This is a genomic window from Sneathiella sp. HT1-7, assembly GCF_020731145.1.
GTDB lineage: Bacteria > Pseudomonadota > Alphaproteobacteria > Sneathiellales > Sneathiellaceae > Sneathiella.
The window spans coordinates 109832-133765 of sequence record NZ_JAJFZN010000006.1 but is presented as its reverse complement, the minus strand read 5'-3'; the positions used below and the strand labels follow the sequence as shown (position 1 = coordinate 133765).

The 23934-nt window shown below is 50.8% G+C and carries 21 protein-coding genes; 9 read left to right on the top strand and 12 right to left on the bottom strand.

Annotated elements, in window-relative coordinates:
* Nucleotides 1-63 precede the first annotated feature (63 nt).
* From carA to greA, 3 genes are all read left to right on the top strand, one after another.
* Nucleotides 64-1248: a glutamine-hydrolyzing carbamoyl-phosphate synthase small subunit gene (gene carA / locus LKE13_RS18075; RefSeq protein WP_227953163.1), complete on the top strand. Its 1185-nt coding sequence runs from the start codon at nt 64-66 to the stop codon at nt 1246-1248.
* Nucleotides 1241-4483, top strand: a complete 3243-nt coding sequence (carB, locus tag LKE13_RS18070) for a carbamoyl-phosphate synthase large subunit (RefSeq protein WP_227953161.1) — start codon at nt 1241-1243, stop codon at nt 4481-4483. Before carA ends, carB begins: the two co-directional genes overlap by 8 nt.
* Before the next feature lie 76 nt (nt 4484-4559).
* Nucleotides 4560-5036, top strand: coding sequence for a transcription elongation factor GreA (gene greA / locus LKE13_RS18065; RefSeq protein WP_227953159.1), 477 nt, complete (start codon nt 4560-4562; stop codon nt 5034-5036).
* A 70-nt stretch (nt 5037-5106) separates the two neighbouring features.
* Here the strand turns inward: greA and LKE13_RS18060 are convergent, their stop codons facing one another.
* The gene (locus LKE13_RS18060; protein WP_227953157.1) at nt 5107-5493 is read right to left on the bottom strand and encodes a cupin domain-containing protein; all 387 of its coding nucleotides are present in this window, start codon (nt 5491-5493) and stop codon (nt 5107-5109) included.
* A gap of 166 nt (nt 5494-5659) precedes the next feature.
* On the opposite strand from LKE13_RS18060, the gene LKE13_RS18055 reads away from it, so the two are divergent.
* Both LKE13_RS18055 and LKE13_RS18050 read left to right on the top strand, forming a co-directional pair.
* Nucleotides 5660-6145 (top strand): response regulator, encoded by a 486-nt coding sequence (locus LKE13_RS18055; RefSeq protein WP_227953155.1) that lies wholly within the window; start codon nt 5660-5662, stop codon nt 6143-6145.
* Between the two features lie 54 nt (nt 6146-6199).
* Nucleotides 6200-6682 (top strand): Hpt domain-containing protein, encoded by a 483-nt coding sequence (locus LKE13_RS18050; RefSeq protein ID WP_227953153.1) that lies wholly within the window; start codon nt 6200-6202, stop codon nt 6680-6682.
* Between the two features lie 18 nt (nt 6683-6700).
* On the opposite strand, the gene LKE13_RS18045 is transcribed toward LKE13_RS18050, so the two are convergent.
* The 3 genes from LKE13_RS18045 to LKE13_RS18035 all read right to left on the bottom strand — a co-directional run bounded on the left by LKE13_RS18045 (nt 6701) and on the right by LKE13_RS18035 (nt 10629).
* Nucleotides 6701-8605, bottom strand: a complete 1905-nt coding sequence (locus LKE13_RS18045) for a propionyl-CoA synthetase (RefSeq protein WP_227953151.1) — start codon at nt 8603-8605, stop codon at nt 6701-6703.
* A gap of 164 nt (nt 8606-8769) precedes the next feature.
* Nucleotides 8770-9540, bottom strand: coding sequence for a DUF1013 domain-containing protein (locus tag LKE13_RS18040; RefSeq protein ID WP_227953149.1), 771 nt, complete (start codon nt 9538-9540; stop codon nt 8770-8772).
* Nucleotides 9541-9630: 90 nt separating this feature from the next.
* Nucleotides 9631-10629 carry an NAD(P)H-quinone oxidoreductase gene (locus LKE13_RS18035; RefSeq protein WP_227953147.1) on the bottom strand — a complete coding sequence of 333 codons (999 nt, stop codon included), beginning with the start codon at nt 10627-10629 and terminating at the stop codon, nt 9631-9633.
* 108 nt (nt 10630-10737) lie between these two features.
* On the opposite strand from LKE13_RS18035, the gene LKE13_RS18030 reads away from it, so the two are divergent.
* Nucleotides 10738-10920 (top strand): DUF1192 domain-containing protein, encoded by a 183-nt coding sequence (locus LKE13_RS18030; protein ID WP_227953145.1) that lies wholly within the window; start codon nt 10738-10740, stop codon nt 10918-10920.
* A 394-nt stretch (nt 10921-11314) separates the two neighbouring features.
* Here the strand turns inward: LKE13_RS18030 and LKE13_RS18025 are convergent, their stop codons facing one another.
* The 3 genes from LKE13_RS18025 to LKE13_RS18015 form a co-directional block, all read right to left on the bottom strand.
* Complete coding sequence (locus tag LKE13_RS18025) at nt 11315-11587, bottom strand: hypothetical protein (protein WP_227953143.1); 273 nt, start codon at nt 11585-11587, stop codon at nt 11315-11317.
* A gap of 88 nt (nt 11588-11675) precedes the next feature.
* Entirely contained in the window at nt 11676-13301 is a 1626-nt protein-coding gene (locus LKE13_RS18020) for an acyl-CoA synthetase (protein ID WP_227953141.1), read from the bottom strand.
* 45 nt (nt 13302-13346) lie between these two features.
* Nucleotides 13347-13850 (bottom strand): Lrp/AsnC family transcriptional regulator, encoded by a 504-nt coding sequence (locus LKE13_RS18015; RefSeq protein ID WP_227953139.1) that lies wholly within the window; start codon nt 13848-13850, stop codon nt 13347-13349.
* A 156-nt stretch (nt 13851-14006) separates the two neighbouring features.
* Here LKE13_RS18015 and LKE13_RS18010 point away from each other — a divergent pair, with 156 nt between their 5' ends.
* The 3 genes from LKE13_RS18010 (at nt 14007) to LKE13_RS18000 (ending at nt 17026) form a co-directional block, all read left to right on the top strand.
* Nucleotides 14007-14990 carry a mitochondrial fission ELM1 family protein gene (locus LKE13_RS18010; RefSeq protein WP_227953137.1) on the top strand — a complete coding sequence of 328 codons (984 nt, stop codon included), beginning with the start codon at nt 14007-14009 and terminating at the stop codon, nt 14988-14990.
* Nucleotides 14991-15112: 122 nt separating this feature from the next.
* On the top strand, nt 15113-16081 hold the full coding sequence (gene trxB, locus LKE13_RS18005; RefSeq protein ID WP_227953135.1) for a thioredoxin-disulfide reductase: 969 nt from the start codon (nt 15113-15115) through the stop codon (nt 16079-16081).
* 54 nt (nt 16082-16135) lie between these two features.
* Nucleotides 16136-17026 (top strand): LysR family transcriptional regulator, encoded by an 891-nt coding sequence (locus LKE13_RS18000; protein WP_227953133.1) that lies wholly within the window; start codon nt 16136-16138, stop codon nt 17024-17026.
* A gap of 766 nt (nt 17027-17792) precedes the next feature.
* Here the strand turns inward: LKE13_RS18000 and LKE13_RS17995 are convergent.
* The 5 genes from LKE13_RS17995 to LKE13_RS17975 form a co-directional block, all read right to left on the bottom strand.
* Nucleotides 17793-18086, bottom strand: coding sequence for an encapsulin-associated ferritin-like protein (locus LKE13_RS17995; RefSeq protein ID WP_227953131.1), 294 nt, complete (start codon nt 18084-18086; stop codon nt 17793-17795).
* A gap of 130 nt (nt 18087-18216) precedes the next feature.
* Nucleotides 18217-19191 (bottom strand): protein-methionine-sulfoxide reductase catalytic subunit MsrP, encoded by a 975-nt coding sequence (gene msrP, locus LKE13_RS17990; protein ID WP_227953129.1) that lies wholly within the window; start codon nt 19189-19191, stop codon nt 18217-18219.
* Nucleotides 19192-19290: 99 nt separating this feature from the next.
* Entirely contained in the window at nt 19291-21306 is a 2016-nt protein-coding gene (locus tag LKE13_RS17985) for an elongation factor G (protein WP_227953127.1), read from the bottom strand.
* A gap of 191 nt (nt 21307-21497) precedes the next feature.
* On the bottom strand, nt 21498-22700 hold the full coding sequence (locus LKE13_RS17980; protein ID WP_227953125.1) for a pyridoxal phosphate-dependent aminotransferase: 1203 nt from the start codon (nt 22698-22700) through the stop codon (nt 21498-21500).
* A gap of 186 nt (nt 22701-22886) precedes the next feature.
* Entirely contained in the window at nt 22887-23822 is a 936-nt protein-coding gene (locus tag LKE13_RS17975) for a transcriptional regulator GcvA (RefSeq protein ID WP_227953123.1), read from the bottom strand.
* Nucleotides 23823-23934 lie beyond the last annotated feature (112 nt).

The window sequence follows — 23934 nt, the reverse complement described above, 5'->3', positions numbered from 1 at the left end:
TTCAACTATCAGGCCAGAGAAATTTCGGCTCAGCGGAATTACCGCAAGAGGGTCCCTATTATCATGTCTTATGAAAACAGCGGAGACGCGGTCGATCTGAACAGCGAACGGATGGCGACAGCGGTCCTTGTGCTGGGCGATGGCACCGTATTTCACGGCTTCGGTATCGGCGCCGAAGGCGACACAGTCGGTGAAGTATGCTTCAATACATCGATGACGGGCTATCAGGAAAGCCTGACGGATCCCTCCTTTGCCGGACAGCTCATAACCTTTACATTTCCCCATATCGGAAACGTCGGTTTCAATAATGAGGATATAGAAACTTCCGGTATTGCCGCAAATGGATTGATTATCCGCGCCGATATTACAGACCCTGCGAACTGGCGCGCAATTGGCTCCCTCGATGAGTGGCTAAAATCTCGCAAACTAGTCGGTATTTCCGGCATCGATACGCGCCGCCTCACCCATTTTATCCGCAAATCCGGCGCACCCAACGGCGTCATCGCCCATCGCAAGGATGGCAAATTTGATATTGCCGCTCTTCATGAAAAGGCCGCAAGCTGGCCGGGCCTGGAAGGTATGGACCTTGCGAAGGAGGTCTCCTGCAAAGAACCCTATGAGTGGTCGGAGACAAACTGGAACATCCAGAGCGGTTACGGTGCACAGACAAAACCTACGCGCCATATTGTGGCCGTCGATTACGGAGTGAAACGGAATATCCTTCGCTGTTTGGCGGAGCTTGGCTGCCGTATCACGGTGGTACCGGCGACCGCGACCTATGATGAAATCATGGCACTCAAGCCAGACGGAATTTTCCTCGCCAACGGTCCCGGCGATCCGGCCGCAACCGGTAAATATGCTGTGCCGGTAATCCGTGAATGTGTTGATAGCGGCGTCCCCACTTTCGGGATCTGCCTCGGCCATCAGATGCTGGCCATAGCACTCGGTGCGGAAACAATGAAAATGCATCAGGGCCACCGCGGCGCCAATCAGCCGGTCAAGGACCTGACAACAGGCAAGGTCGAAATTACCTCGCAAAATCATGGATTCGTCGTCAAGCGAGACAGCCTGCCCGATGGGGTGACGGAGACCCACAAATCCCTGTTCGACGGCGTGGTTGAAGGGCTTAAGGTCGATGGTAAGCCGGTTTTCTCCGTGCAGTACCATCCCGAAGCAAGCCCCGGCCCGCAGGACAGCCAATATCTCTTCAAACGGTTTATAGATCTGGTCGATAGAAAAAATGCCTAAACGTACCGATATTCAGTCCATCATGATCATCGGCGCCGGGCCCATTATTATCGGCCAGGCCTGTGAATTTGACTATTCCGGCACTCAGGCCTGCAAGGCCCTGAAAGAAGAAGGCTACCGGGTCATTCTGGTGAACTCCAATCCGGCGACAATCATGACCGATCCGGGTCTGGCCGATGCCACCTATGTGGAACCCATCACACCGGAGATCGTTGAGAAAATCATAGAGAAAGAGCGGCCGGACGCCATTCTGCCGACCATGGGCGGACAGACCGCGCTGAATACAGCCTTGGCGCTCGCCGAAAATGGGGCGCTTGAGCGGTACGGCGTACAGCTGATCGGCGCCAACAGAGAAGCCATTGCCAAGGCAGAAGACCGCGACCAGTTCCGCACTGCAATGCTGAAAATCGGCCTCGATATGCCATTAAGCGCAGTCGCCCACACACTAGAGGAAGCTTGGAAAGTGCTGGAGGAGGTAAATCTCCCCTGTATTATCCGTCCTTCTTTTACGATGGGCGGAACGGGCGGCGGGATCGCTTATAACCGCGAAGAATTTGAAGAGATTGTCACTGGCGGTTTGGATGCTTCCCCCACTACGGAAGTATTAGTGGAAGAAAGCATCGTCGGTTGGAAAGAATATGAGATGGAAGTTGTCCGCGACAAGGCGGATAATTGCATCATCATTTGTTCCATCGAAAATGTCGATCCGATGGGCGTCCATACAGGCGACTCTATCACGGTCGCCCCGGCTCTGACGCTTACCGACAAAGAATTCCAGATTATGCGTAATGCCTCGATTGCCGTATTGCGGGAAATCGGGGTGGAGACCGGAGGCTCCAACGTCCAGTTTGCTGTTAATCCGGAAAATGGCCGCCTAATTATTATTGAGATGAACCCACGCGTTTCTCGCTCTAGCGCGCTAGCCTCCAAGGCGACTGGCTTCCCAATTGCAAAAATTGCCGCCAAGCTCGCCGTTGGCTATACGCTTGATGAACTTGATAACGATATTACCGGCGTCACCCCCGCATCGTTCGAACCAACCATTGACTATGTGGTTACCAAGATTCCGCGTTTCACCTTCGAGAAATTCACCGGTGCCGAAGCAAAACTAGGGACCGCTATGAAGTCTGTCGGCGAGGCCATGGCGATCGGCCGGACATTTACGGAAAGCCTGCAAAAAGCGCTGCGGTCTCTGGAAACCGGCCTTACCGGTCTCAATGAGCAAAGCTTCACGGGCCCCGGTGAGCCGCACGCGGACAAACAACGCATTCAGGCCATCCTCGCCCAACCGACGCCAGAACGCATTCTGAATATCGCGCAAGCCTTCCGCGAAGGTCTGACCCTTGAGGAAGTTCGGGCCGCTAGCAAGTATGAACCCTGGTTCCTTGCCCAAATCCAATCCATCGTCGAGCTGGAAAATGCGGTAAAGGAAAATGGTATTCCCACGACAAAAGGCGGCCTTCTCAAACTGAAATCAACAGGATTCAGTGATCAGCGGCTTGCTGAACTTGCCGGGACGCGGGAAGCGCATGTGTGTGCTGCGCGGAAAAAATTTGGGATAGAGCCGGTCTATAAACGTATCGACACTTGTGCCGGAGAGTTTCCTTCCCAAACGCCCTATATGTATTCGACATATGAAGGCAACGAATGGGACGACACCGTCTGTGAAGCAGAACCGACCGACGCGAAAAAAGTCATTATTCTGGGCGGCGGTCCAAACCGTATCGGTCAGGGGATAGAGTTTGACTACTGCTGCGTTCACGCCGCCTATGCCCTTTCGGAGGCGGGATATGAAACCATCATGGTCAATTGCAACCCGGAGACTGTGTCCACCGATTATGACACCTCGGACCGGCTCTATTTTGAGCCCCTAACTGTTGAAGATACCCTCGCGATTATCCGAAAAGAACAGTCGAATGGAACGCTCCATGGTGTGATCGTTCAGTTTGGCGGCCAGACCCCGCTCAAACTTGCCGCCGGATTGGAAGCGGCAGGCGTTCCCATCCTTGGCACGTCGCCAGACGCGATTGATCTTGCTGAAGACCGCGAAAGGTTTCAGCAGCTTCTTCACAAACTAAATCTTAAACAACCCGAGAATGGTATTGCCCGGTCTGTTCCAGAGGCATTCGACATCGCGGAAAGAATTGGATATCCCGTTGTTGTCCGCCCGTCCTATGTTCTCGGAGGTCGCGGGATGGAAATCGTCCGCGATGGTGAATCACTTGAACGCTATATGCGTGAAGCAGTAATTGTTTCTGGCGAAAACCCGGTTCTGGTTGATGGATATCTTCAGAACGCAATTGAAGTCGACGTCGATTGCTTGTGTGACGGCAAATCGGTCTTTGTCGCCGGCATCATGGAACATATCGAGGAAGCAGGCATTCACTCGGGTGATAGCGCCTGCGCACTACCGCCACATACGCTTTCGGATGAGCTTATCGCGGAGATCAAAAGGCAAACAGAAGCCATGGCTCTCGCACTAAATGTCGTTGGTTTGATGAACGTCCAGTACGCGATCAAGGGCGACGTCATTTACATTCTGGAGGTTAATCCTCGGGCAAGCCGCACTGTTCCTTTTGTTGCTAAAAGCATTAACTACCCCATTGCCAAGATAGCCGCACGCGTTATGGCGGGCGAAGAGCTGGCTGCGTTCGACCTTAAATATCGAAAACTTGACCATGTGACTGTAAAAGAAGCAGTTTTCCCGTTCTCCCGGTTCCCCGGCGTGGATGTGATTTTGGGACCGGAGATGCGTTCCACGGGTGAGGTTATGGGGATCGATACGGATTTCGGCGCTGCTTTTCTGAAGTCCCAGATTGCAGCGGGGGTCAAACTTCCAACCGAAGGAACTGTTTTCGTGTCAGTCAAAGACCTTGACAAGGCAATGATAAAGAATGCCGTTGCCAAGCTGATCAACCTTGGTTTCAAGATCGTCTCTACCGGTGGAACCGCGAAATACTTTAGTGAACAGGGCCTTGAGGTGACCCGCGTGAACAAGGTGATGGAAGGTCGACCAAATATCATCGATACTATGAAGAATGGCGAAATTGCATTGGTCTTCAATACGACGGAAGGTGCTCAGGCACTTCTTGACAGCTATGATATTCGCCATACGGCCCTTGTTATGAAAACGCCTTACACAACGACAGTCGCTGGGGCTAACGCAACGGTTCAGGCAATTGAGAAAATTATAACAGGGACACTTGAAGTTAAATCCCTTCAATCCTATTCTTAATTCCTTGACAAGCTTGGTATGAAACTTTAGTCAAGGCAGCTTTTGCGATTGGCAAACTACGTAATTGAGATTTCAGATGGAAAGACTACCAATAACTGCGGCGGGATACGCTCGGCTCGAAAAAGAGTTAAAAGAACTGAAATCGACGGCGCGTCCGGCGGTTATTCAGGCAATCGCGACCGCCCGCGAACATGGAGATTTGTCCGAAAACGCAGAGTATCATGCCGCGAAAGAACAGCAGTCTCTTATTGAAGGCCGCATCGCCGAGCTTGCCGATAAACTTGGCCGCGCGGAAGTCATTGATGTGTCTTCTATTTCCGGGCGCCAGATCAAGTTCGGCGCGACGATTTTGCTGGCCGATGAAGATACGGATGAAGAAACGAGCTATCAGATTGTCGGTGAAGACGAAAGCAATATCGAAGAAGGCCGCCTTTCTATTACCGCACCACTTGCCCGTGCGCTTATCGGCAAAGAACAGGGCGACAGCATCGAAGTGATGACACCCGGCGGCTCCAAAGCGTATGAAGTCATCGAAGTCAACTACGTCGGCTAACTCACCCTCCCGTTTTTTAAACCCATGGCACCCCTCGCCATGGGTTGCTCTCTCCCGAAATAAAACGACATTAGCGTGGATCCTCTGCCGTGGAATGTTCTGTCGGCTGAGGCGTAGCGGTTAAAACCGTTACACCATCCGGCGCGTGAAATCGATGCCAGCAGCCCTTCGGGACTACCGTCATCATTCCTTCTTTCAGTTCAAGAATATTTTCCGTTTTCTCAGACAGGATAGTCAGGCGTGTCTCCCCTTTCAGGATGTGAACAAGTTCATCACCGCCATTATGTCGCTCCCACGGGCTGGTTCCGTCAAAGCTTCCCGTAAAAACAGCGCCATTGTTAAAGGGCGCGAGAGTGGCAAATGCTGCACGCGCCTCTTCTTCCGATGTATCGTGACTGCGGTTACGAAGCGGTGTTAATGTATTTAGGACAGCGTCAATATCTATGGTTTTTGGCATCCTCACCTCCCGTTCTAAGTATTTTATGAATTAGAATTACAGCATTTATTTGCTTTCACAGCCTTGCAAATGTTTAATGTCACCCTTTAATAAAAATTAGCAATTATTGATTAGTATCCCAAGCATGAACCATATTGAGACGGAAAATTAACCATAAGTTGAGCCAATGTCTATTCACTACAACTTCAGAAACCTCAATATTATCTTTGTCGATGACAATAAAAACATGCATCTGCTCATAAAAAGCATTTTGCTGGCTATGAATATCGTCAGTTCACGGGGATGCTATGACGCGAAAAGGTGCTTTGCTGAGATGCTGGAGGATCCACCGGATGTTGTCATAACAGACCTCTCACTAAATCCGGAAAATGGCCTGGATTTGATAAAGCGAATTCGGGCAGGCGAAAAAGGTGTCGATCGCTATACGCCGATCCTGGTATTGTCAGGCCAAACTAAGCTGGCGAACGTTATGGAGGCGAGAGATGCAGGCGCAACAGAGTTTCTTTCAAAGCCTGTATCCGTAGGCTCACTTCATGACCGGCTGGTTTGGATGATTGAAAATCCTCGTGCATTTATCAAGGCATCCGAATACATCGGTCCAGACCGAAGGCGGGCTATGCGCGGCTATGAGGGTATGGAAAGGCGGCAATGATATGACACAAGCGATGTCCACGGCATGGAAAAACTTCACATTGAGAGGCTCTCTATGACTAAAATTGTCAAGATGGAGGGATATGAAATTCACCATCCAAAGGCCACCTTAAAGAACAAGGTCGGGTCTTCGGGAGGAATATCGCTCAAGGAAATGGAAAAGCGCATGGCCAAGAAAATGGCCGGGCTCACTGAGGAGTTTCTTGCGAGCATCCCGGCAGTGATTGAAAGAATTGAGACGGCCTTGAGCAATCTTGAAGCAGGCAACGGCGGGGAGCCGGAGCAAACAATCATCTTTCGTCAAGGACATGACTTGAAAGGCATGGGAGGCTCCTTCGGTTACCCGATCATGGGGACAATCGGCGAAGGCATATGTGAACTGACAACCAGCGACTTCAAGTCTTCCGCCCTGACCCTGCCTCTCATCCGGATTCATCTGGACTTATTGACCTATGTCGCGGCGAAGCGGATCAAGGACGATAAGGATCCGAATGCCGAGCCGATCATTATCGCTCTGGCAAACGCCAAACCAAAATAACAGTCCCTGCTCCCGCGCCTAACTTTCCGCCGGATACCCGGCTTTCGACAGAGCTTCTGTGATTTCCACCAGGACTTCTGGATCATCAATTGTCGCCGGCGCCTTATAATCTTCCCCATCGGCAATTTTTCGCATAACGCCACGAAGAATTTTTCCTGACCGGGTCTTGGGAAGTCTTTTTACAACAAGCGCAAGTTTAAAGGCCGCCACCGGTCCAATCTTTTCCCGCACAAGGGCAACCAGTTCTTTTTGAATTTCTTCCTCAGAACGATTTACGCCAGCGTTCAGAACAACGAAGCCCATCGGAATCTGCCCTTTAAGCTCGTCTTTAACCCCCATGACAGCACATTCTGCAACATCCCGGTGACCTGCGAGCACTTCTTCCATGCCGCCGGTAGAGAGACGATGCCCGGCGACATTGATAATGTCATCGGTGCGCGCCATGATGAACAGATAGCCGTCTTCATCAATATACCCGGCATCTCCCGTTTTATAATAACCCGGAATGTCTGCCATATAGGCCTGAACATATCCCTTATCATTCTGCCAAAGTGTCGGCAATGATCCGGGAGGTAGTGGCAACTTCACAGCAATTACACCGATTTCACCACGTTTCATTTCGGTAGTACCATCTTCTTCATTAATAATCCGGATGTCATAACCCGGAACCGGATAAGTTGGACTGCCGAGTTTTACAGGCTTCATGCCGTAGCCCATGCAGTTCGCACCAATTGCCCAGCCGGTTTCCGTCTGCCACCAGTGATCAATAACGGGGACCTTAAGCTGATCCTGCGCCCAGATGATCGTGTCAGGATCTGCACGCTCTCCAGCTAAAAACAAGGTCACAAATTTGCTGAGGTCATAATCTGGAATAAGTTTCCCTTCCGGGTCTTGCTGCCGAATGGCGCGAAACGCGGTCGGCGCCGTGAAAAGGGCCTTTACCTTATGATCCTCAATCACCCGCCAGAAGGTTCCCGCATCCGGTGTCCCAACAGGTTTCCCTTCAAACAAGATAGTCGTGCATCCGTGCAAGAGCGGCGCATAAACGATATAAGAATGACCGACAACCCATCCAACATCGGACGCTGCCCAGAAAACTTCTCCCGGTTCGATATCATACACATACTTCATGGACCAGCGAAGCGCGACAGCATGACCGCCATTGTCTCGAACAACACCCTTGGGCACCCCCGTCGTACCCGAAGTATAAAGAATATAGAGCGGGTCAGTCGCGGCAACGGGAACACAGGGCGTTGGTTCTGCATCGGCTTCCAGCACGCGCCAGTCATGATCGCGGCCTGCCTTCAATTCTGTCTCACATTCCGGGCGTTGCAAAATAATGCAATTGGCCGGTTTATGAGTGGACATATCAATCGCGTCATCAATCAAGGGTTTATAGGCGATCGTGCGGTTCGGCTCCAGTCCACATGAAGCCGCAATGATCGCAACGGGCTTGGCATCATCAATACGTGTCGCCAGTTCCTTAGATGCAAATCCACCAAATACAACAGAATGTATCGCCCCTATCCTGGCACATGCCAGCATCGCAATTGCCGCCTCCGGTACCATTGGCATATAAATCAGAACCCGATCGCCCTTTGTAATGCCTAGACCCGCCAAAGCACCGGCAAAACGCGCAACTGTATCGGTTAGTTCCTGATATGTATATTTCCTGACCTGTCCCGTCATCGGGCTGTCGTAAATAAGAGCGTCCTGATCCCCTCTCCCATCTTCAACATGCCGATCCAGACAGTTGTAGCAGGTGTTCATCTCCGCACCTTCAAACCAGCGATAAAAGGGCGGGTTATCCGCGTTCAGTACGCGGTCCCAGGGCTTGCTCCAACTGATCTCCTGTGCGGCAGCCGCCCAGAAAGCTTCAGGATCATGCAAAGACACCTTGTAATCTTCTTCATAGCTGGCCATAGGTTGCCTCCCGAAATTTGTATTATTTGATTTTAGAAAAACAATTGTCTGGTCAGATTGTCAATAGATAGCAACGAGACAAAGCGCCGCATCCGAACCTGTAGATATCAAAAAAACCGCGAAAAAGTGAATTTCCGCGGTTTTTCTCTATTGCTAGCCGGTAATCAATCTTTGGAAGATGACTTAAACAAATCTTCAAAATTTTTGGCGGCATTTTTCTTATCGCCATCTTCGTCCTTTTTCTTCTCTGCCGCTTTCCCAAAGACAGCCTCAGCCTCAGCGCGCGGATCATAGGCTTCTTCTTTCTGAACCTGCTGCTTTTTCAATTCGTAAGGCGTAAGCGGAACAGCGGCAGCCTCGGCGGCAACGGCCGCAGCAACCTCTTCCATCAATTTGCCCCGATCTTCGTCCGTACGACGATGAGCAGATTTCTTAACGGCCTCATCCAGTTCGAGCTGGGTGCAGATACCGAGGCTGACAGGATCCCGCGGGCGGATATTCTGGGAATTCCAATGGGACCGGTCACGCACAGCATTAATTGTCGTTTTCGTTGTACCAACCAGCTTCGAAATCTGTGCATCCGTCAGCTCGGGATGGAACTTGATCAGCCATGTGATGGCATCCGGACGATCACCGCGACGCGAAACAGGTGTGTAGCGTCCTCCCCGCCGACGAGGCTGAGGCACATCGCCCGCAGGCTTGCTGATTTCAAGTCGGGCCGTTGTATCTTCCTGACAGCGGTCTATCTCTTCCTGAGTCAGTTGCCCGTTGGCAACCGGGTCAAGCCCGACAATACCCACAGCAACTTCGCCATCCGCAATTCCCTGAACTTCCAGCGAATGCAGGCCGCAAAAATCCGCAATCTGATTGAATGACAAGGATGTATTGTCAATGAGCCAAACAGCCGTCGCCTTTGGCAATAATGGCGTTACCATATAGTCTCCTTTTCGGTCCGATTACAGAATATTCGGGCCTGTATATAATTCTTGTATGTATATGGCGAAAAACAGCCCCAAAGTCCACACCTAAACCTTTAAAACGATTTTCCCGATATGGGAGGAATCATCTATCCGGCGATGAGCCGCAGCCGCCTCGTTCAAGGGAAAAGTACTATCCATTACCGGCTTCACTGTACCGGCGGACAGCAAAGGCCACACTTTCGCCTTTAGCCGCTCTCCAATCTCGGCTTTTGCCTGAACAGATTGCGGGCGCAGGGTTGATCCGGTGATCGTCAGCCGCTTCAGCATCATAGCCGCGAAATTTACCTTGACCTCTGCCCCGCCAAGAAAAGCGATATAGACAAGACGCCCCTCTACCGCAAGCGCTGAAATGTTGCGTTGAATATAATCCCCACCCACCATATCAAGAACAAGATCAACGCCCTTACCGTCTGTGAGTTCCTTGACGACGGAGACGAAATCTTCAGTTTTATAGTTGATCCCGCGCTCCGCACCGAGCTTTTCCACCGCGCGGCATTTTTCATCTGTCGATGCCGTTGTGAACACGCGCGCGCCGAATGCTTTAGCGAGCTGGATCGCTGTCGTGCCAATACCGCTCGCGCCGCCATGCACCAGAAAAGTCTCACCGCCCGTCAAATGTCCGCGATCGAATACATTTGTCCAAACAGTGAAGAAGGTTTCCGGAATGGCCGCAGCCTCAACCAGATCAAATCCTTTTGGGATATCCAGGCATTGCGCTTCCGGCGCAACGCAATACTCCGCATAGCCGCCACCGGCGACCAGCGCACAGAGTTGATCTCCCACTTTATATTTTGTAACACCCGCGCCTGCCGCCACAACAGTTCCGGAAACTTCGAGGCCGGGAATATCAGACGCACCCGGAGGCGGCGCATATCCTCCCTTACGCTGCAACACATCCGGCCGGTTTACTCCAGCAGCAGCAACCTTGATCAGCACTTCATCATGAGCGGGCGATGGCACTGGGCGACTTGCAGGCACCAATCCTTCCGGTCCGCCAAACTCCTTGATTTCGATGGCTGTCATTGTCTCGGGTAGAGTTGTCATTTTATTCTCCGGGTTATTTTGAGCAGTTCCGCGCAAAATTGCAGACTGTCATGGAACGATTCATTATTCTTATCAGAATTGCAGCCTAGCATATTGAGGAATATGACGATGACAAGTGATGATGACGGCAAACCCGCCCTTGGGCAAAAACCGGTCAATTTCGATAGCATGTCGATAGATGACCTTCATGACTACATTGCCGCTCTGACGGAGGAAATCGAGAAGACAAAAAAGGTCATTGCCAAAAAGGAAGCTGCCCTGAACGCGGCGGACGGATTCTTCAAAAGCTAGCGGTCATAGCACCGCGCATGATTCTCCAATAAGGAGAATCACAACGAAAATCTGAAGAAAAAACCTAAATATATATATTCGTTAATTGTAATTTAATAATTGATGGTTAAGTTGAATGCTGTAGCCCGATTTGGGCTGCAGAAGGTTGGAATCCCTATTCCAGTCTTCATGACGCCTCCCTGTTGACTTGAGCCGCCTATTTATGGGCGGCTCTTTTTTTGGCCAACGACACATAAGAGTTTCATAAAATTGTAACATAGCCTCTTGACTCTTAAGCGGTTTCAGAGTTTTAATCTCGCCCATCAGAAGCAAGTCTGACAGGTTGAGGCATAAAAAAAGAGGGGGCGCCAGATATGGCAGCCCCCTCAATTAATTCTGATGCTATTCCAAAATCTTACAGATGACCAATACGGGGCGGGCCACCTTTTGACGCTTGGCTAGGCCCGAATGCTTTATCAAGTATGCTGGTACTGTCTTCTGCCAGCAATACCGCATCCGTCAAAAGATTAAGGATCCGCATATTATTGGCCAATACGGCTTTTGCCTCTGCCCGCGGATCATCCGTGATCAGCGCACAGCGGTCCAGTATGTCCTTTCGGATCATAGAAAGTACATCCTCAAGCTTTTTGCCCTCTGGATTTTCTTCTGTTACCAAATAATGGCTCAATTTCGTGCCCTCCTAAACAAGAACTGGCGATCAATATGGCCTATTCTTGGTTAATTTTTTGATAATCGTACCACGGTAAATAAAACGATCAGATATTCTTGGCCCGTTCCCGGAGAACAAATTTCTGCACCTTTCCCGTGGACGTTTTCGGGAGTTCCTCAAAGATAACTGTTTTTGGACATTTGAAATGGGCCATATTCTCACGGCAAAACTGGATGATTTCCTTCTCGGATGCCGTTTTTCCCTCACGTAAGGTAATAAAGGCGCAGGGCGTTTCCCCCCATTTATCATCGGGACGAGCAACCACAGCAGCTTCCAGCACCGCCGGGTGCTTATAGAGTACGCCTTCGACTTCAATGGTGGATATATTCTCGCCGCCTGAAATGATAATATCCTTCGATCGATCTCGGAGTTCCAGATAGCCGTCTTCATGAATCACACCGAGGTCACCGGAATGGAACCAGCCATCCTTAAAGGAGGCCTGTGTAGTTTTCGGGTTCTTTAAATAGCCCTTCATGATCAAATTACCACGCAGCATCACCTCGCCCATTGTGGCGCCGTCATGCGGCACAGGCGTCATGGTCTCCGGGTCCATCACATCAAGATCAGCCAGCGCGTGATAGCGTACGCCCTGACGCGCCTTAAGCGCCGCCCGATCCTCCACTGATTTTTCGTTCCAGTCCGAATTCCAGTCGCACAGAACAGAGGGGCCATAAGTTTCTGTCAGCCCATACACATGTGTAACATCAAATCCCATGTCATCCATTTCTGCGAGCACTGTTGCCGGGGGCGGTGCCGCCGCGACCATGAACTTCACGCCCGACGGCGCCTTCGCCTTATCTTCATCCGATGCGTTGATCAGCATTGAAAGAATAATCGGCGCGCCGCACATATGATCAACTTTGTTGCGCTGCATCTCGGAATAAATTGCGCTTGCTTCAATTTTACGCAAGCAAACATGAGTGCCGCCAACAGCCGTCAATGTCCAGGGAAAGCACCAGCCATTGCAATGAAACATGGGAAGTGTCCAAAGATACACCGGATGCTTCGGCAAGCTCCAGGACACCGCATTTCCCATGGCCGAGAGGTAAGCACCGCGATGATGATAGACTACCCCCTTGGGATCACCGGTTGTTCCAGACGTGTAATTAAGAGAAATGGCCTGCCATTCGTCCGCTGGCCCCTGCCAGTCAAACTCTGGATCGCCTGTCGCAAGGAAGGCCTCATACTCCATATCGCCGATCAATTCGCCGCTTTCAGCGAGAGAATCATCTATATCAATAACGATTGGCTGGGATTTAGTCAGCGTTAAGGCTTCCTTGATCAGGGGAGAAAATTCCCGATCCGTCAGCAACATCTTACACTCTGCATGATCAAGGATGAAGGCAAGCGCCTCAGCGTCAAGGCGGGTATTTAGCGTATTGAGAACGGCCCCAGTCATGGGCACACCGTAGTGGGCCTCCAACACGGACGGGATATTCGGGGCCATCATCGACACCGTGTCCCCCTCTCCAATGCCATGTTTAGTAATTGCACTTGCGAGCCTGCGCGCGCGCGCATAAAATTCCCTGTAGCTATAGGTTAGGTCACCATGCACAATCGCGGTCTTATCAGGGTAAACGTCCGCAGACCGGGACAAAAATGTCAGCGGTGACAGAGGCTCATAATTTGCGCGATTGCTATCGAGATCAGCTTGATATGGATTTTTAGTCAAAAGAGTCTCCCAATCTTTTTCTAAAAACAGTGCGTTTTGATATTTCTAGTCTTTTTCGATGTCTTCCCGGCCACCCCCGAGTTCAACCGGCACGCCAGGCAGGAATTTCGACACCCGGATGCCAAGCGACGTCTTCACATGCTCTACATTCGGTGCGCCAGTTAATTCATGGGTCAGGAAATGCTGATATGTATCCCAGTCCTTCGCCACAACTTTTAGAATAAAGTCGTTTTCGCCGGCCAGCATGTAGCATTCACGAACCAGCGGCCAGCTCTTGACCAGAGTTTCAAACGCAGAAAGATCAGTTTCCGCCTGACTTTGCAAGCCGACCAGTGCGAAAACGGTAACTCCAAACCCAAGATGTTCCGAGTTCAGTTGCGCATGATATCCCTCAATATATCCGGCCTCTTCGAGGGCCCGAACCCGCCGGAGACAGGGAGGGGCGGAAATTCCGGCGTTTTTTGCCAGTTCTACATTGGTGATGCGCCCATTTTCCTGCAAATCATGCAGAATGCGGCGATCGATTTCGTCCAGCTTTACGCGTTGCATTTATGTCCTCCGACTATCTGTTACGCGCAATATTATTACAAAGATTGCGCGACGCCAAGCTATAGAAGCAGGGACTATGCCAAAAGGGTAAGAAAATTACTTAAAACGGAGCCAAAACACTTGACCCGCGTAAGATACAGGGCTTATGCCAGAAAAATGAGTGCAAACAGCAAAATTAGTCAGGCATCCTGCTGGGTGGTCACCGACGGCAGCGCAGGAATGGAAATCCAATGCATTGGTCTTGCTGAGGCCTTAAGGCTTGATTTTAAAGTAAAAAAAATCCGGACAACAAAACCATGGCGCTGGCTGCCGCCGCATCTATGGATCAACCCGCTCAAATCCCTCGATAAACGAGGGGATCTGCTGGAGCCCCCATGGCCCGATGTCCTGATTAGCTGCGGTCGCCAGTCAATCCCGCTCAATCTGGCAATAAAAAAGGCAAACGGCGATAAAACATTCACAATCCATATTCAAACACCCAATTGCGATGCGGGGAGTTTCGATCTGGTCATTGTGCCGGAGCATGACAAGCTACGCGGCGAGAATGTGCTGGTCTGTCTCGGGGCGCTTGGCCGAATAACCCCAGAAAAACTGCGGGAAGCCGGAGAGAAATTTGCACCTCAGGTGGCACATCTCAATTCTCCGCTTGTTGCCGTCCTCGTAGGCGGAAGCAATGGTTGCTATGATATGACCGAAGAGGTGATGCGTGATCTCGCGCAGAAGCTGGAAGCGTTACATGAAGATACGGGTTGCAACTATCTCGTGACGACGTCCCGGCGAACGGGCTCTGAAAATGAAGCGATCCTGAAGTCGGCTCTCAAAGGAGTGCCGCATCAGTTATGGACTGGTGAGGGCGAGAATCCATATTTCGGCTATCTCGCGCTTGCAGACGCTCTCATTGTCACAGGCGATTCTGTCAATATGGTCTGCGAAGCATGCTCAATGGGAAAACCGGTGCATATTTTCGAGCTGCCGGGTGGCAACGCCAAGTTCAACCATTTTCACCAAAGCATGCGTGAAAAAGGATATACGCGCCCCTTTTTGGGTAAGCTGGAGCGTTGGGAGTACCCGCCCCTCCTTGAAACCCAGAAGATCGCGCATGAAGTCGAGAAAATCCTGAAGAAACACTTTTCAAAATAATCACCCGGCTAATATCCTTGGCATGGCGAGCAAAGTTGCGGCTTACTCTTGCATGGCCTCCCCGCAAGATATAAATAATCCTGTACCCTAGATATCAGAGCGATTTTGCCCCGGAGTTCGACATGGCGGAAATTCATCATACGGATGTTCTTATTATTGGCTCCGGCCCAGCCGGTGATACAGCTGCGATTTACGCAGCCCGCGCCTCCCTTGACCCGATTCTAGTTCATGGTATCCAACCCGGCGGCCAGCTCACAATCACAACAGATGTGGAGAACTATCCAGGCTTCGCGGACCCTATACAAGGCCCTTGGTTGATGGAGCAGATGGAAGCGCAGGCCCGCATCGTCGGTACGCGCATTTTCAACGACTATATTGTCGATCTGGATGTCAACCAACGACCGTTTGTCGCAACGGCGGATTCGGGCACTAAATTTATCGCCCAATCAGTTGTCGTCGCAACAGGTGCCGCTGCGAAATGGCTCGGATTGCCGACAGAGCAAAAATACATGGGTTTTGGCGTTTCCGCCTGCGCGACCTGCGACGGCTTTTTCTATCGTGGCAAGGACGTCATGGTCATCGGCGGCGGCAATACAGCGGTGGAAGAGGCGATCTACCTCACCAACCATGCCGACAAGGTAACGCTGGTTCATCGCCGGGATGAGCTGCGCGCGGAGAAAATTCTCGTCGAACGGTTAAAGAAAAATCCAAAGATCGAGATTATCTGGGATCACACCTTGGATGAAATTCTGGGAGCGGAGGATCCGTTTGGCGTCACCGGCGCGCGGCTTCGCAATACCAAGACTGGCGAAACGCAAGATGTTTCCGTCCATGGCGTCTTTATTGCTATCGGCCATTCGCCCAATACGGAAATGTTTAAAGGCAAGCTCGATATGGATGACGAAGGCTATTTGATCACAGCCCCCGATTCCACCGCGACAAATATTCCCGGTATCTTCGCCTGTGGCGATGTCCAGGACAAGATATACCGTCAGGCCGTTACCGCCGCAGGAACCGGTTGCATGGCGGCACTGGAAGCCGAGAAATTTATTGCGGAAAATGAAAGCACCTCGGCAGAAGCCGCCGAATAGGGAGATCGCAAGGCAATCTGACGGATAATCCGGGATGTCACCGCGAGCAGCGATATGGATTGGGACAAATTACGCATATTCCATGCAGTAGCTGAAGCTGGCAGCTTTACGCGCGCTGGCGAGACCCTGCATCTTAGCCAATCCGCCGTCAGCCGTCAGGTCAGCGCCCTTGAAGAAAGCCTGCAGGTCGCCCTGTTCCACAGGCACGCCCGCGGCCTCCTCCTCACAGAACAGGGGGAATTGCTATTCCAGACGGCCCATGAAGTGTTCGCGAAACTCGCCATGACGGAAGCGCAGTTGATGGACGCGCATGAAAAACCGTCAGGGGAGCTAAGAGTAACGGCAACGGTCGGGCTTGGCGCCAATTGGCTGACGCCCCGCATACGGGAGTTCATCGAGCTTTACCCGGAAATTACCGTCAACCTTATCCTAGCCGATCGCGAGCTCGACCTAGGCATGCGGGAAGCCGATATTGCCATCCGGTTGCGCGCGCCCGTGCAGCCTGACCTTATCCAGCGTAAATTGATGACGGTTAATCATCATGTATATGCTTCTCCGAGTTATCTGAAGAAGCATGGCACCCCGACCCGTTTGGAAGACATCCTTGAAAGCAATCTTATTACCTATGGCGATGAAGCGCCTACCAATATCGCGAACTTGAATTGGCTGCTGAAGGACCTGATCAAGGCCGGTCGCACGAAAGAACCGGTTTTCAAGGTCAATAATGTCTATGGGTTGCTTCTTGCCGTACAAAGCGGCCTGGGCATCGCCAGCCTGCCCGACTACATCGTTGATGGACATACCAATATCATCCGTATTCTGCCTGAACTAGGTGGTCCGACCTTCGATACCTATTATGTTTATCCGGAAGAATTGAGAAAATCCAAGAGAGTGACCATTTTTCGCGATTTTCTCATTCAGAAGATCAAAGAGTACGCATTTTAGCGAACCTCCGGCAAAGCTATGCGGGTCACGCATAGTAGCGTTGACGAGATTGATCTTTTCTAACTCTCCCAAATTTAATAGAAAGACCGCAGACGATGTTGCGACGCAATATTTGTCTTCATGAAGGTGATGAACCTGAGTGATTTTGCAAAAATCTCCTCCCAGTTTTTTGCAATACTATGTCTTCTTGACATATACCTCCCTGTTAGACTTGCCGGCCATTTATTTGGCCGGCATTTTTTTTCAATGAAACTGCGCCTAAAAGCGCTGTATATAAATTGATCTGATTTGGTGGTGGTTTTTAAGGTATGCGTTTTTTGCATAGGTGCACTGCAATATTATCGGTGGAAACCGGGGTCAATAATGGCTACTTATAATGCATGAATGTTGCATTGCAGCATTTACTAATATCAGCTCCCTGCTGATATCGATTGCATGTATTCCTCCCAATCACATGTAATCTGTATTGCCGAAAGGCAATACCTCCCTGTTAGACTAAGCCGGCCTCTTCATTGAGGCCGGTCTTTTTTTGCAACAGATTTGAAAAACTTACCCTATATCTAGTTTTCCTTATTCACATTGGCGGGCAAAATCCAATATAATGAATAAGTGATATTGAAATATATATCATTTAGGCGCTGGATTTTCCAGGAAGGGGCGAGAGGTTTCCTCCCTGTCCGACTTGTTCCTTTGCATCTTTTATCAAGATGCGCCTCCTGTCAGACTTGCCGGCCATTCATATGGCCGGCATTTTTTTCGTCGAGGCTTAATCGTGATGATGTCCGATGGGGCCTTCTTTAAAGAGAGAGTCTTTCAACTCCTTGTCCATAATTGGATCTCTTCGGCGAATCCATTCCAGCACCATCGCAGCATGTTCCTTTTCTTCATCACGGTTATGGGCGAGAATCTTCTTCAACTCCTCATCCTTGCACGCATCAACACGCTGATTATACCAATCAACAGCTTCAAGTTCCTCCATCAAGGAGACGATAGCCCTGTGCATATCCCGTGTTTCATCAGAAAGTTCCTCGACTGACTCGTGGTATCCTTCGCTGGCCATGTAGCATTGCCCTCCTCGGCGTTTATTCGAATTATTCCAGTTTAACTATTCCACATTGATAGCAGAATCAGCGGCTTTCGCAAACCGCCGAGAGTGGAATTTTCCCTGAAATCAACAAAGGCATGAAGAATCACATAAAGAGGCGCTCGCCCTTCATGTCCTTGTAGATATCGGCAACATATTCGCCATAGCCGTTATACAGGAGGGTCGGAATTTTCTCACCCGTGCCGATGTCCCGCTCTTGCGCCTGAGACCAGCGCGGATGAGACACCTCGGGATTAATATTCGCCCAGAAACCATACTCATTCTTAATTAGTTTTTCCCAAAAAGTTACAGGTCGTTCATCGGTAAAGGAGATGCGGTTGATAGATTTGACCTGCTTAAAGCCATATTTCCACGGTGCTGCGAGCCGTAAGGGAGAGCCATTTTGCTTCGGCAAAGGTTTCCCGTAGAGGCCTGTCACCATGAAGGTGAGATCATTCATTGCCTCTTCAATTGTCAGACCATCCGTATAGGGCCACGGATACCAGAACTGGCGTTGCCCCGGGGCAACTGATTTATCCTCAAAGGTTTGCATAACGACATATTTTGCCCCGGACGACGGCGCCGCCAATTTGACAAGCTCTTTCATCGGAAAGCCGCTCCAGGGAACGACCATAGACCAAGCCTCCACGCAGCGGTGCCGGTAGAGCCGTTCTTCAATGGGCATTTTCGCGAGCAGCTCATCAATATCAATTTCCATCTCTTTTTCGACCATGCCATCTATCTTGACAGTCCAGGGGCGGATATTAAGCGCCTGGGCAGCCTCATAGATTTCCTTGTGAGAGCCGAATTCATAGAAATTATTATAGGTCGTCACAATTTTTTCCGGGGTCAGTTCCCGAGTTACTTTATACTGGTCATTCCGTGGAACCGGATAGAGATCCGCGCTCGGATCGGCGCCATCTGCGGCAAAAGCCTTCCCAATCGCAATGTTTGAGCCTATGGAGGCGATCAATCCAGCACCAGCCATGCCTTTAAGAATAGATCGCCGGTTCAAGTAAGCGTCTTCTGGCGTCGCTTTGGATTCTAGGAGTTCCCAGCCTTTTGGGATTTTAATCAACACGCGCCCAATTCCTTCCGTTATTTACAGATTACAGTAATAATCGGGCGTTGCGGCTTCAACCACAAGTCAACTGTCCGTGAGCTCTTTCCAGACTATGTGTTAGTTCCGGTTTTGGAGTACTTTATCCGCGTTCTGTCCGGTCAGCTCCTGCAAGTGATCAAACTCACTGCGATAGGTTCCAACCCCAAGTGTGGCAGAGCGTAAGTCGACGATCAGGTCATGCACTTCAGATTCCGGGATCATGGCGATAAGAGCGTCCCAGCCCTCCCATCCGTCGCGCGCATCAAAGCCAAGAATCTGCCCTCGCCGACTACTGACGATGCTATTGACCTTTGATGTATATTCCGACGGCATCGAGAGTTCCACCTTGTAAATAGGTTCGAGCAGAACCGGATCGCACTTCGGCATCCCCTCACTCATGGCAATCCTGGCAGCGGAGCGGAACGAATTCTCTGAGCTGTCGACCGAATGGAACTGCCCATCAAACAGGGTAACGGCAACATCAACAACCGGGAACCCGAGCGGCCCTTCGGTGAGATATTCTTTCACACCATGCTCGACAGCCGGGATATACTGCCGAGGGACCGATCCCCCGACAATTTTCTCATTGAAATTAAATCCTGATCCCCGCGGCAATGGCTTGATTTCGATTTGCACATCGCCGAACTGTCCATGGCCACCGCTTTGCTTTTTGTAGCGCGCATGCTGCTTTGCCGTTTTCCGGATGGCCTCTTTATAGGCCACCTTCGGGCGACGTGACTTAACGCTAAGGCTATATTTATTACGCAGCCGATCAATAGCGACGTTGAGATGGATTTCCCCTTGTCCCAGAAGAAGCAATTCCTGTGTCTCCTGCTTATGCTCAACCCTCAGAGATGGGTCTTCCTCAAGGATTTTACTGAGCGCCGCAGAAAGCTTAACTTCATCGTCGCGTTTTTCCGGCACCAGCGCGATACTATAGACGGGCTCCAGAATAGCATCTGTCGGTGAGTTAATTGTTTTATCCGCCATCAATACATCGCCGGTTTGCGCTGCTTCAAGGCGCCCAAAAGCGACAATCTCGCCCGCCTTAGCACTATCCAGTTTATCAGATTTTCCACCTTGCAGCCGAAAGAGACCACCAATCCGGCCCACATCAAAGCTGTCGCCGTCCTTGACATGTCCAGTCCAGATACGGGCAAGAGAGAGCTTGCCGCCTTGTGCTGATATATAGGTCTTGAGTATTTGGGCAACAGCCTCTTCTGAGCTGGCGTCATATCCGGCGCGGGCCGCGGCAATAGAAGCTTCCGGCACTTCATGGCGCAAGGCTTTCAGGAGACGCCGCACACCATTTTCATTCTCCGCTGAGCCGAGAAATACCGGTGTTACCAACCCGTCGCGAAGATCATTCTGCAACAGCGAATATATTTCCTCCCGCTCAGGCTCGATATCCTCAAGCAATTCTTCCATTAAATGATCATCAAAATCCGCAAGTTTTTCGAGCATCTCAAAGCGCGAAGTTCCCTCTTCTTCCGCCATTTCTGGCGGCAAATCTATAATGCGCGATGCGTCGCCCTCCTTATAAACATAAGCCCGTTCGGAGGCGAGGTCGACATAACCGGTGATTATGCTATCCTTGAAAATTGGAACCTGACGCAGGACAAGAGCGCGATCGGACACCGCCTGAAGGGAGCTAAATAAATCATGGACGGAGCCGTAGGCCTTATCTATCTTATTCACAAAGACAAATGTCGGCAGTCCCTTTTCCTGCAAACTTTTTAGCAATGGCGACAGAGTCAGCACGCGGTCACTTTCCGGCTCACACACCACCACGGCGGCATCTACCCCGGCAAGCGCATTCTCTGTTTCCTGAAAAAATTCGATAGAACCGGGGCAATCCAGAATAGTGAACTCGTCGCCAAGATATTTGGCATGGGCGGCGTTTACTTCTACGCTCATTTGCCGCTCCCGCGCTTCCTTGGAACTGTCACCGCATGATGTCCCTGCCGTAACGCTGCCCTTCCTGTCCGTTTCGTTGCAGATATGCAGGATGGCTTCCAGAAGAGTAGTTTTCCCGCTTGAATAGGGGCCTACCAGCGCGATGCTGCGAGGCCCCGTTGGTTTGTCTACGACCATGACGCGCCTCCCTAGTTAGTTAGATAATTCTAATGTTCCTCCTCCATCTCCAATGGTGCAAGAGAAATTTTGTCGGGACGCCGGGAGCGCGCAGAATTGTGGGACCACCGATCTATTTTTCTTCCCTTTGCAGAAGCCATAAAAAAAGGCGGCCGAATCACCGACCGCCTTTCCAGAAATAATTCTGTTGATTAGCTCAAGCTGGAACAGAAACGCTGAATTCGTTCACAGGCTTCTGTCAGGGCCTCCGTTGATGTCGCATAGGAAACGCGGAAATGCGGCGACAGACCAAACGCCTCTCCATGCACCACGGCCACGCCTTCCGTCTCAAGAAGCGCAGATACGAAGTCAAAGTCATTCTCGATCACTTTGCCATCCGGCGTTTTCTTGCCAATGCACCCCTCGCAGGACGGGTAGACATAAAACGCCCCTTCCGGCATCGGGCAGCTCAGGCCTTTGGCCTGGTTGAGCATACTAACCACCAGATCACGCCGCTCTTCAAAAACCTTCGCCCGCTCATCTATAAAATCCTGCGGTCCATTGAGTGCCTCCACAGCCGCATACTGGCTGATAGAGCAAGGGTTTGAAGTGCTTTGCGACTGCACTTTTGCCATTGCCTTGATCAGTTCAACCGGCCCCGCACCATAACCAATACGCCAGCCCGTCATCGCATAAGATTTCGAGACGCCATTCATGGTCAACGTCCGGTCATAAAGCTTAGGCTCTACTTCCGCCGGCGTCGCAAATTTAAAGTCGCCATAGACGAGATGCTCATACATATCATCCGTCAGGATCCAAACCTGCGGATGACGCAGCAACACATCGGTCAGCGCCTTCAACTCATCGTGGCTATACCCCGCGCCAGACGGGTTGGAGGGAGAGTTGAAAATCAGCCATTTTGTTTTTGGCGTGATGGCCGCTTCCAGATCGGCTGGCTGCATCTTGAAACCGGTTGCGGCAGTCGTTGGAACAAACACCGGCTCTCCACCGCCCAGCAGCACCATGTCCGGATAGGACACCCAATAGGGCGCAGGGATCAATACTTCATCGCCCGGGTTCAACGTGGCAACCAAAGCGTTGTAAATTATCTGCTTGCCCCCGGTACCGACCGTAACCTGTGAGGGTTCGTAATCAAGGCCATTGTCACGCTTGAATTTCTCGCAAATTGCCTTTTTCAGCTCCGGAATTCCATCCACAGCCGTGTATTTCGTCTTGCCCTCGTTTATAGCGCGAATTGCCGCTTCCTTGATATTGTCAGGCGTATCGAAATCCGGCTCTCCGGCGCCAAGACCGATCACGTCGCGGCCGGCTGCCTTCAGTTCAGCTGCTTTGGTGGTCACGGCAATAGTAACAGAGGGTTTAATGCGTCCCAGGCTTTCCGCAATAATAGACATAATTCCAATCTCTTTCGGCTAGGGTAAATTCAAGGCGCAGTACGCACCCACAAGCAATTGGTCTATAGCGCTTATTCCGCGTCGAGACCACCCGCTTTTTAATAGCTAAGGCTAATTAATCAATAAACCAGGGACAGCAATCAGTCAGCTTTCGTATCGTTTATAAACCTCGAACCTAATCGCTTCTTATCTGGAAGGTTCAATCGACTGATCGGTACGGGATTTAAACCGCCCGGAACTGACTGAAGCCTCCTCCAGAATCCAGTTTCGAAAAGCAACAATTCTGGGGCGATCCGCCATTTCTTCGGGACTCACGAGATAATAAGCATGATGCGCCTGCAATGGCTGGGTATCGAAAGGTTGTATCAGCCTGCCTTCCATCAGGTCATCCGCGGCGAGCGTACTTCGGCCCAGTGCTACTCCCTGCCCCTCCATCGCAGCAGTGAGCAGCATGGAACTATCGTTAAAACTTGGTCCTTTTTTCGGATCCACATCCATTACCCCGGCCATGGTCAGCCATGCCTGCCAGTCAATCCGCATATCGTCATGCAGCAACGTATGATATTTAAGATCTGCCGGCGTATGCAAAGGGTGTTTTCCTTCAAGAAGGCTCGGACTGCAAACAGGAAACATCACGTCCTCTGTCAGGAGTTTGTCGACACGCAAGCCCGGATAATTGCCATGCCCATACCGGATAACCACATCGACATCCTCCCGGTTGAAATCGGTAAGATGATCTGACGCCGAAAGTCGCACGTCAATATCTGGATGTTCATCCCGAAACCGACTGAGACGTGGCAACAGCCAACGCGCCGCGAAGGATGGCAAAGTGTCGACATGCAGTGCGCCGGATACGTCCTCCTGCATGATTTTTTCGGTTGCCGATCCAATTATCTCCAGACCATTGCGGATATTAACCACATAGTTCTGCCCTTCATTTGTCAGGATAACCGCCCGGTTCAATCGCTTGAACAAAGAAACACCGAGCCATTCTTCCAATGCCTTAACTTGATGGCTGACGGCAGCAGGAGTTACAAATAATTCTTCCGCCGCTTTAGAAAAACTTAAATGCCGCGCGGCAGCCTCAAAACTGCGAAGTGACTTTAAAGGGGGAAGACGCATAACCGGTTTCCATTTCAGATTAGAAAAACTAATTCATTCTATTAGAATTTGTCGTTTGCAATCAAGCCAGAAAATTGACAAATATACGCCATCAGAACAACCGGAGAGGCCC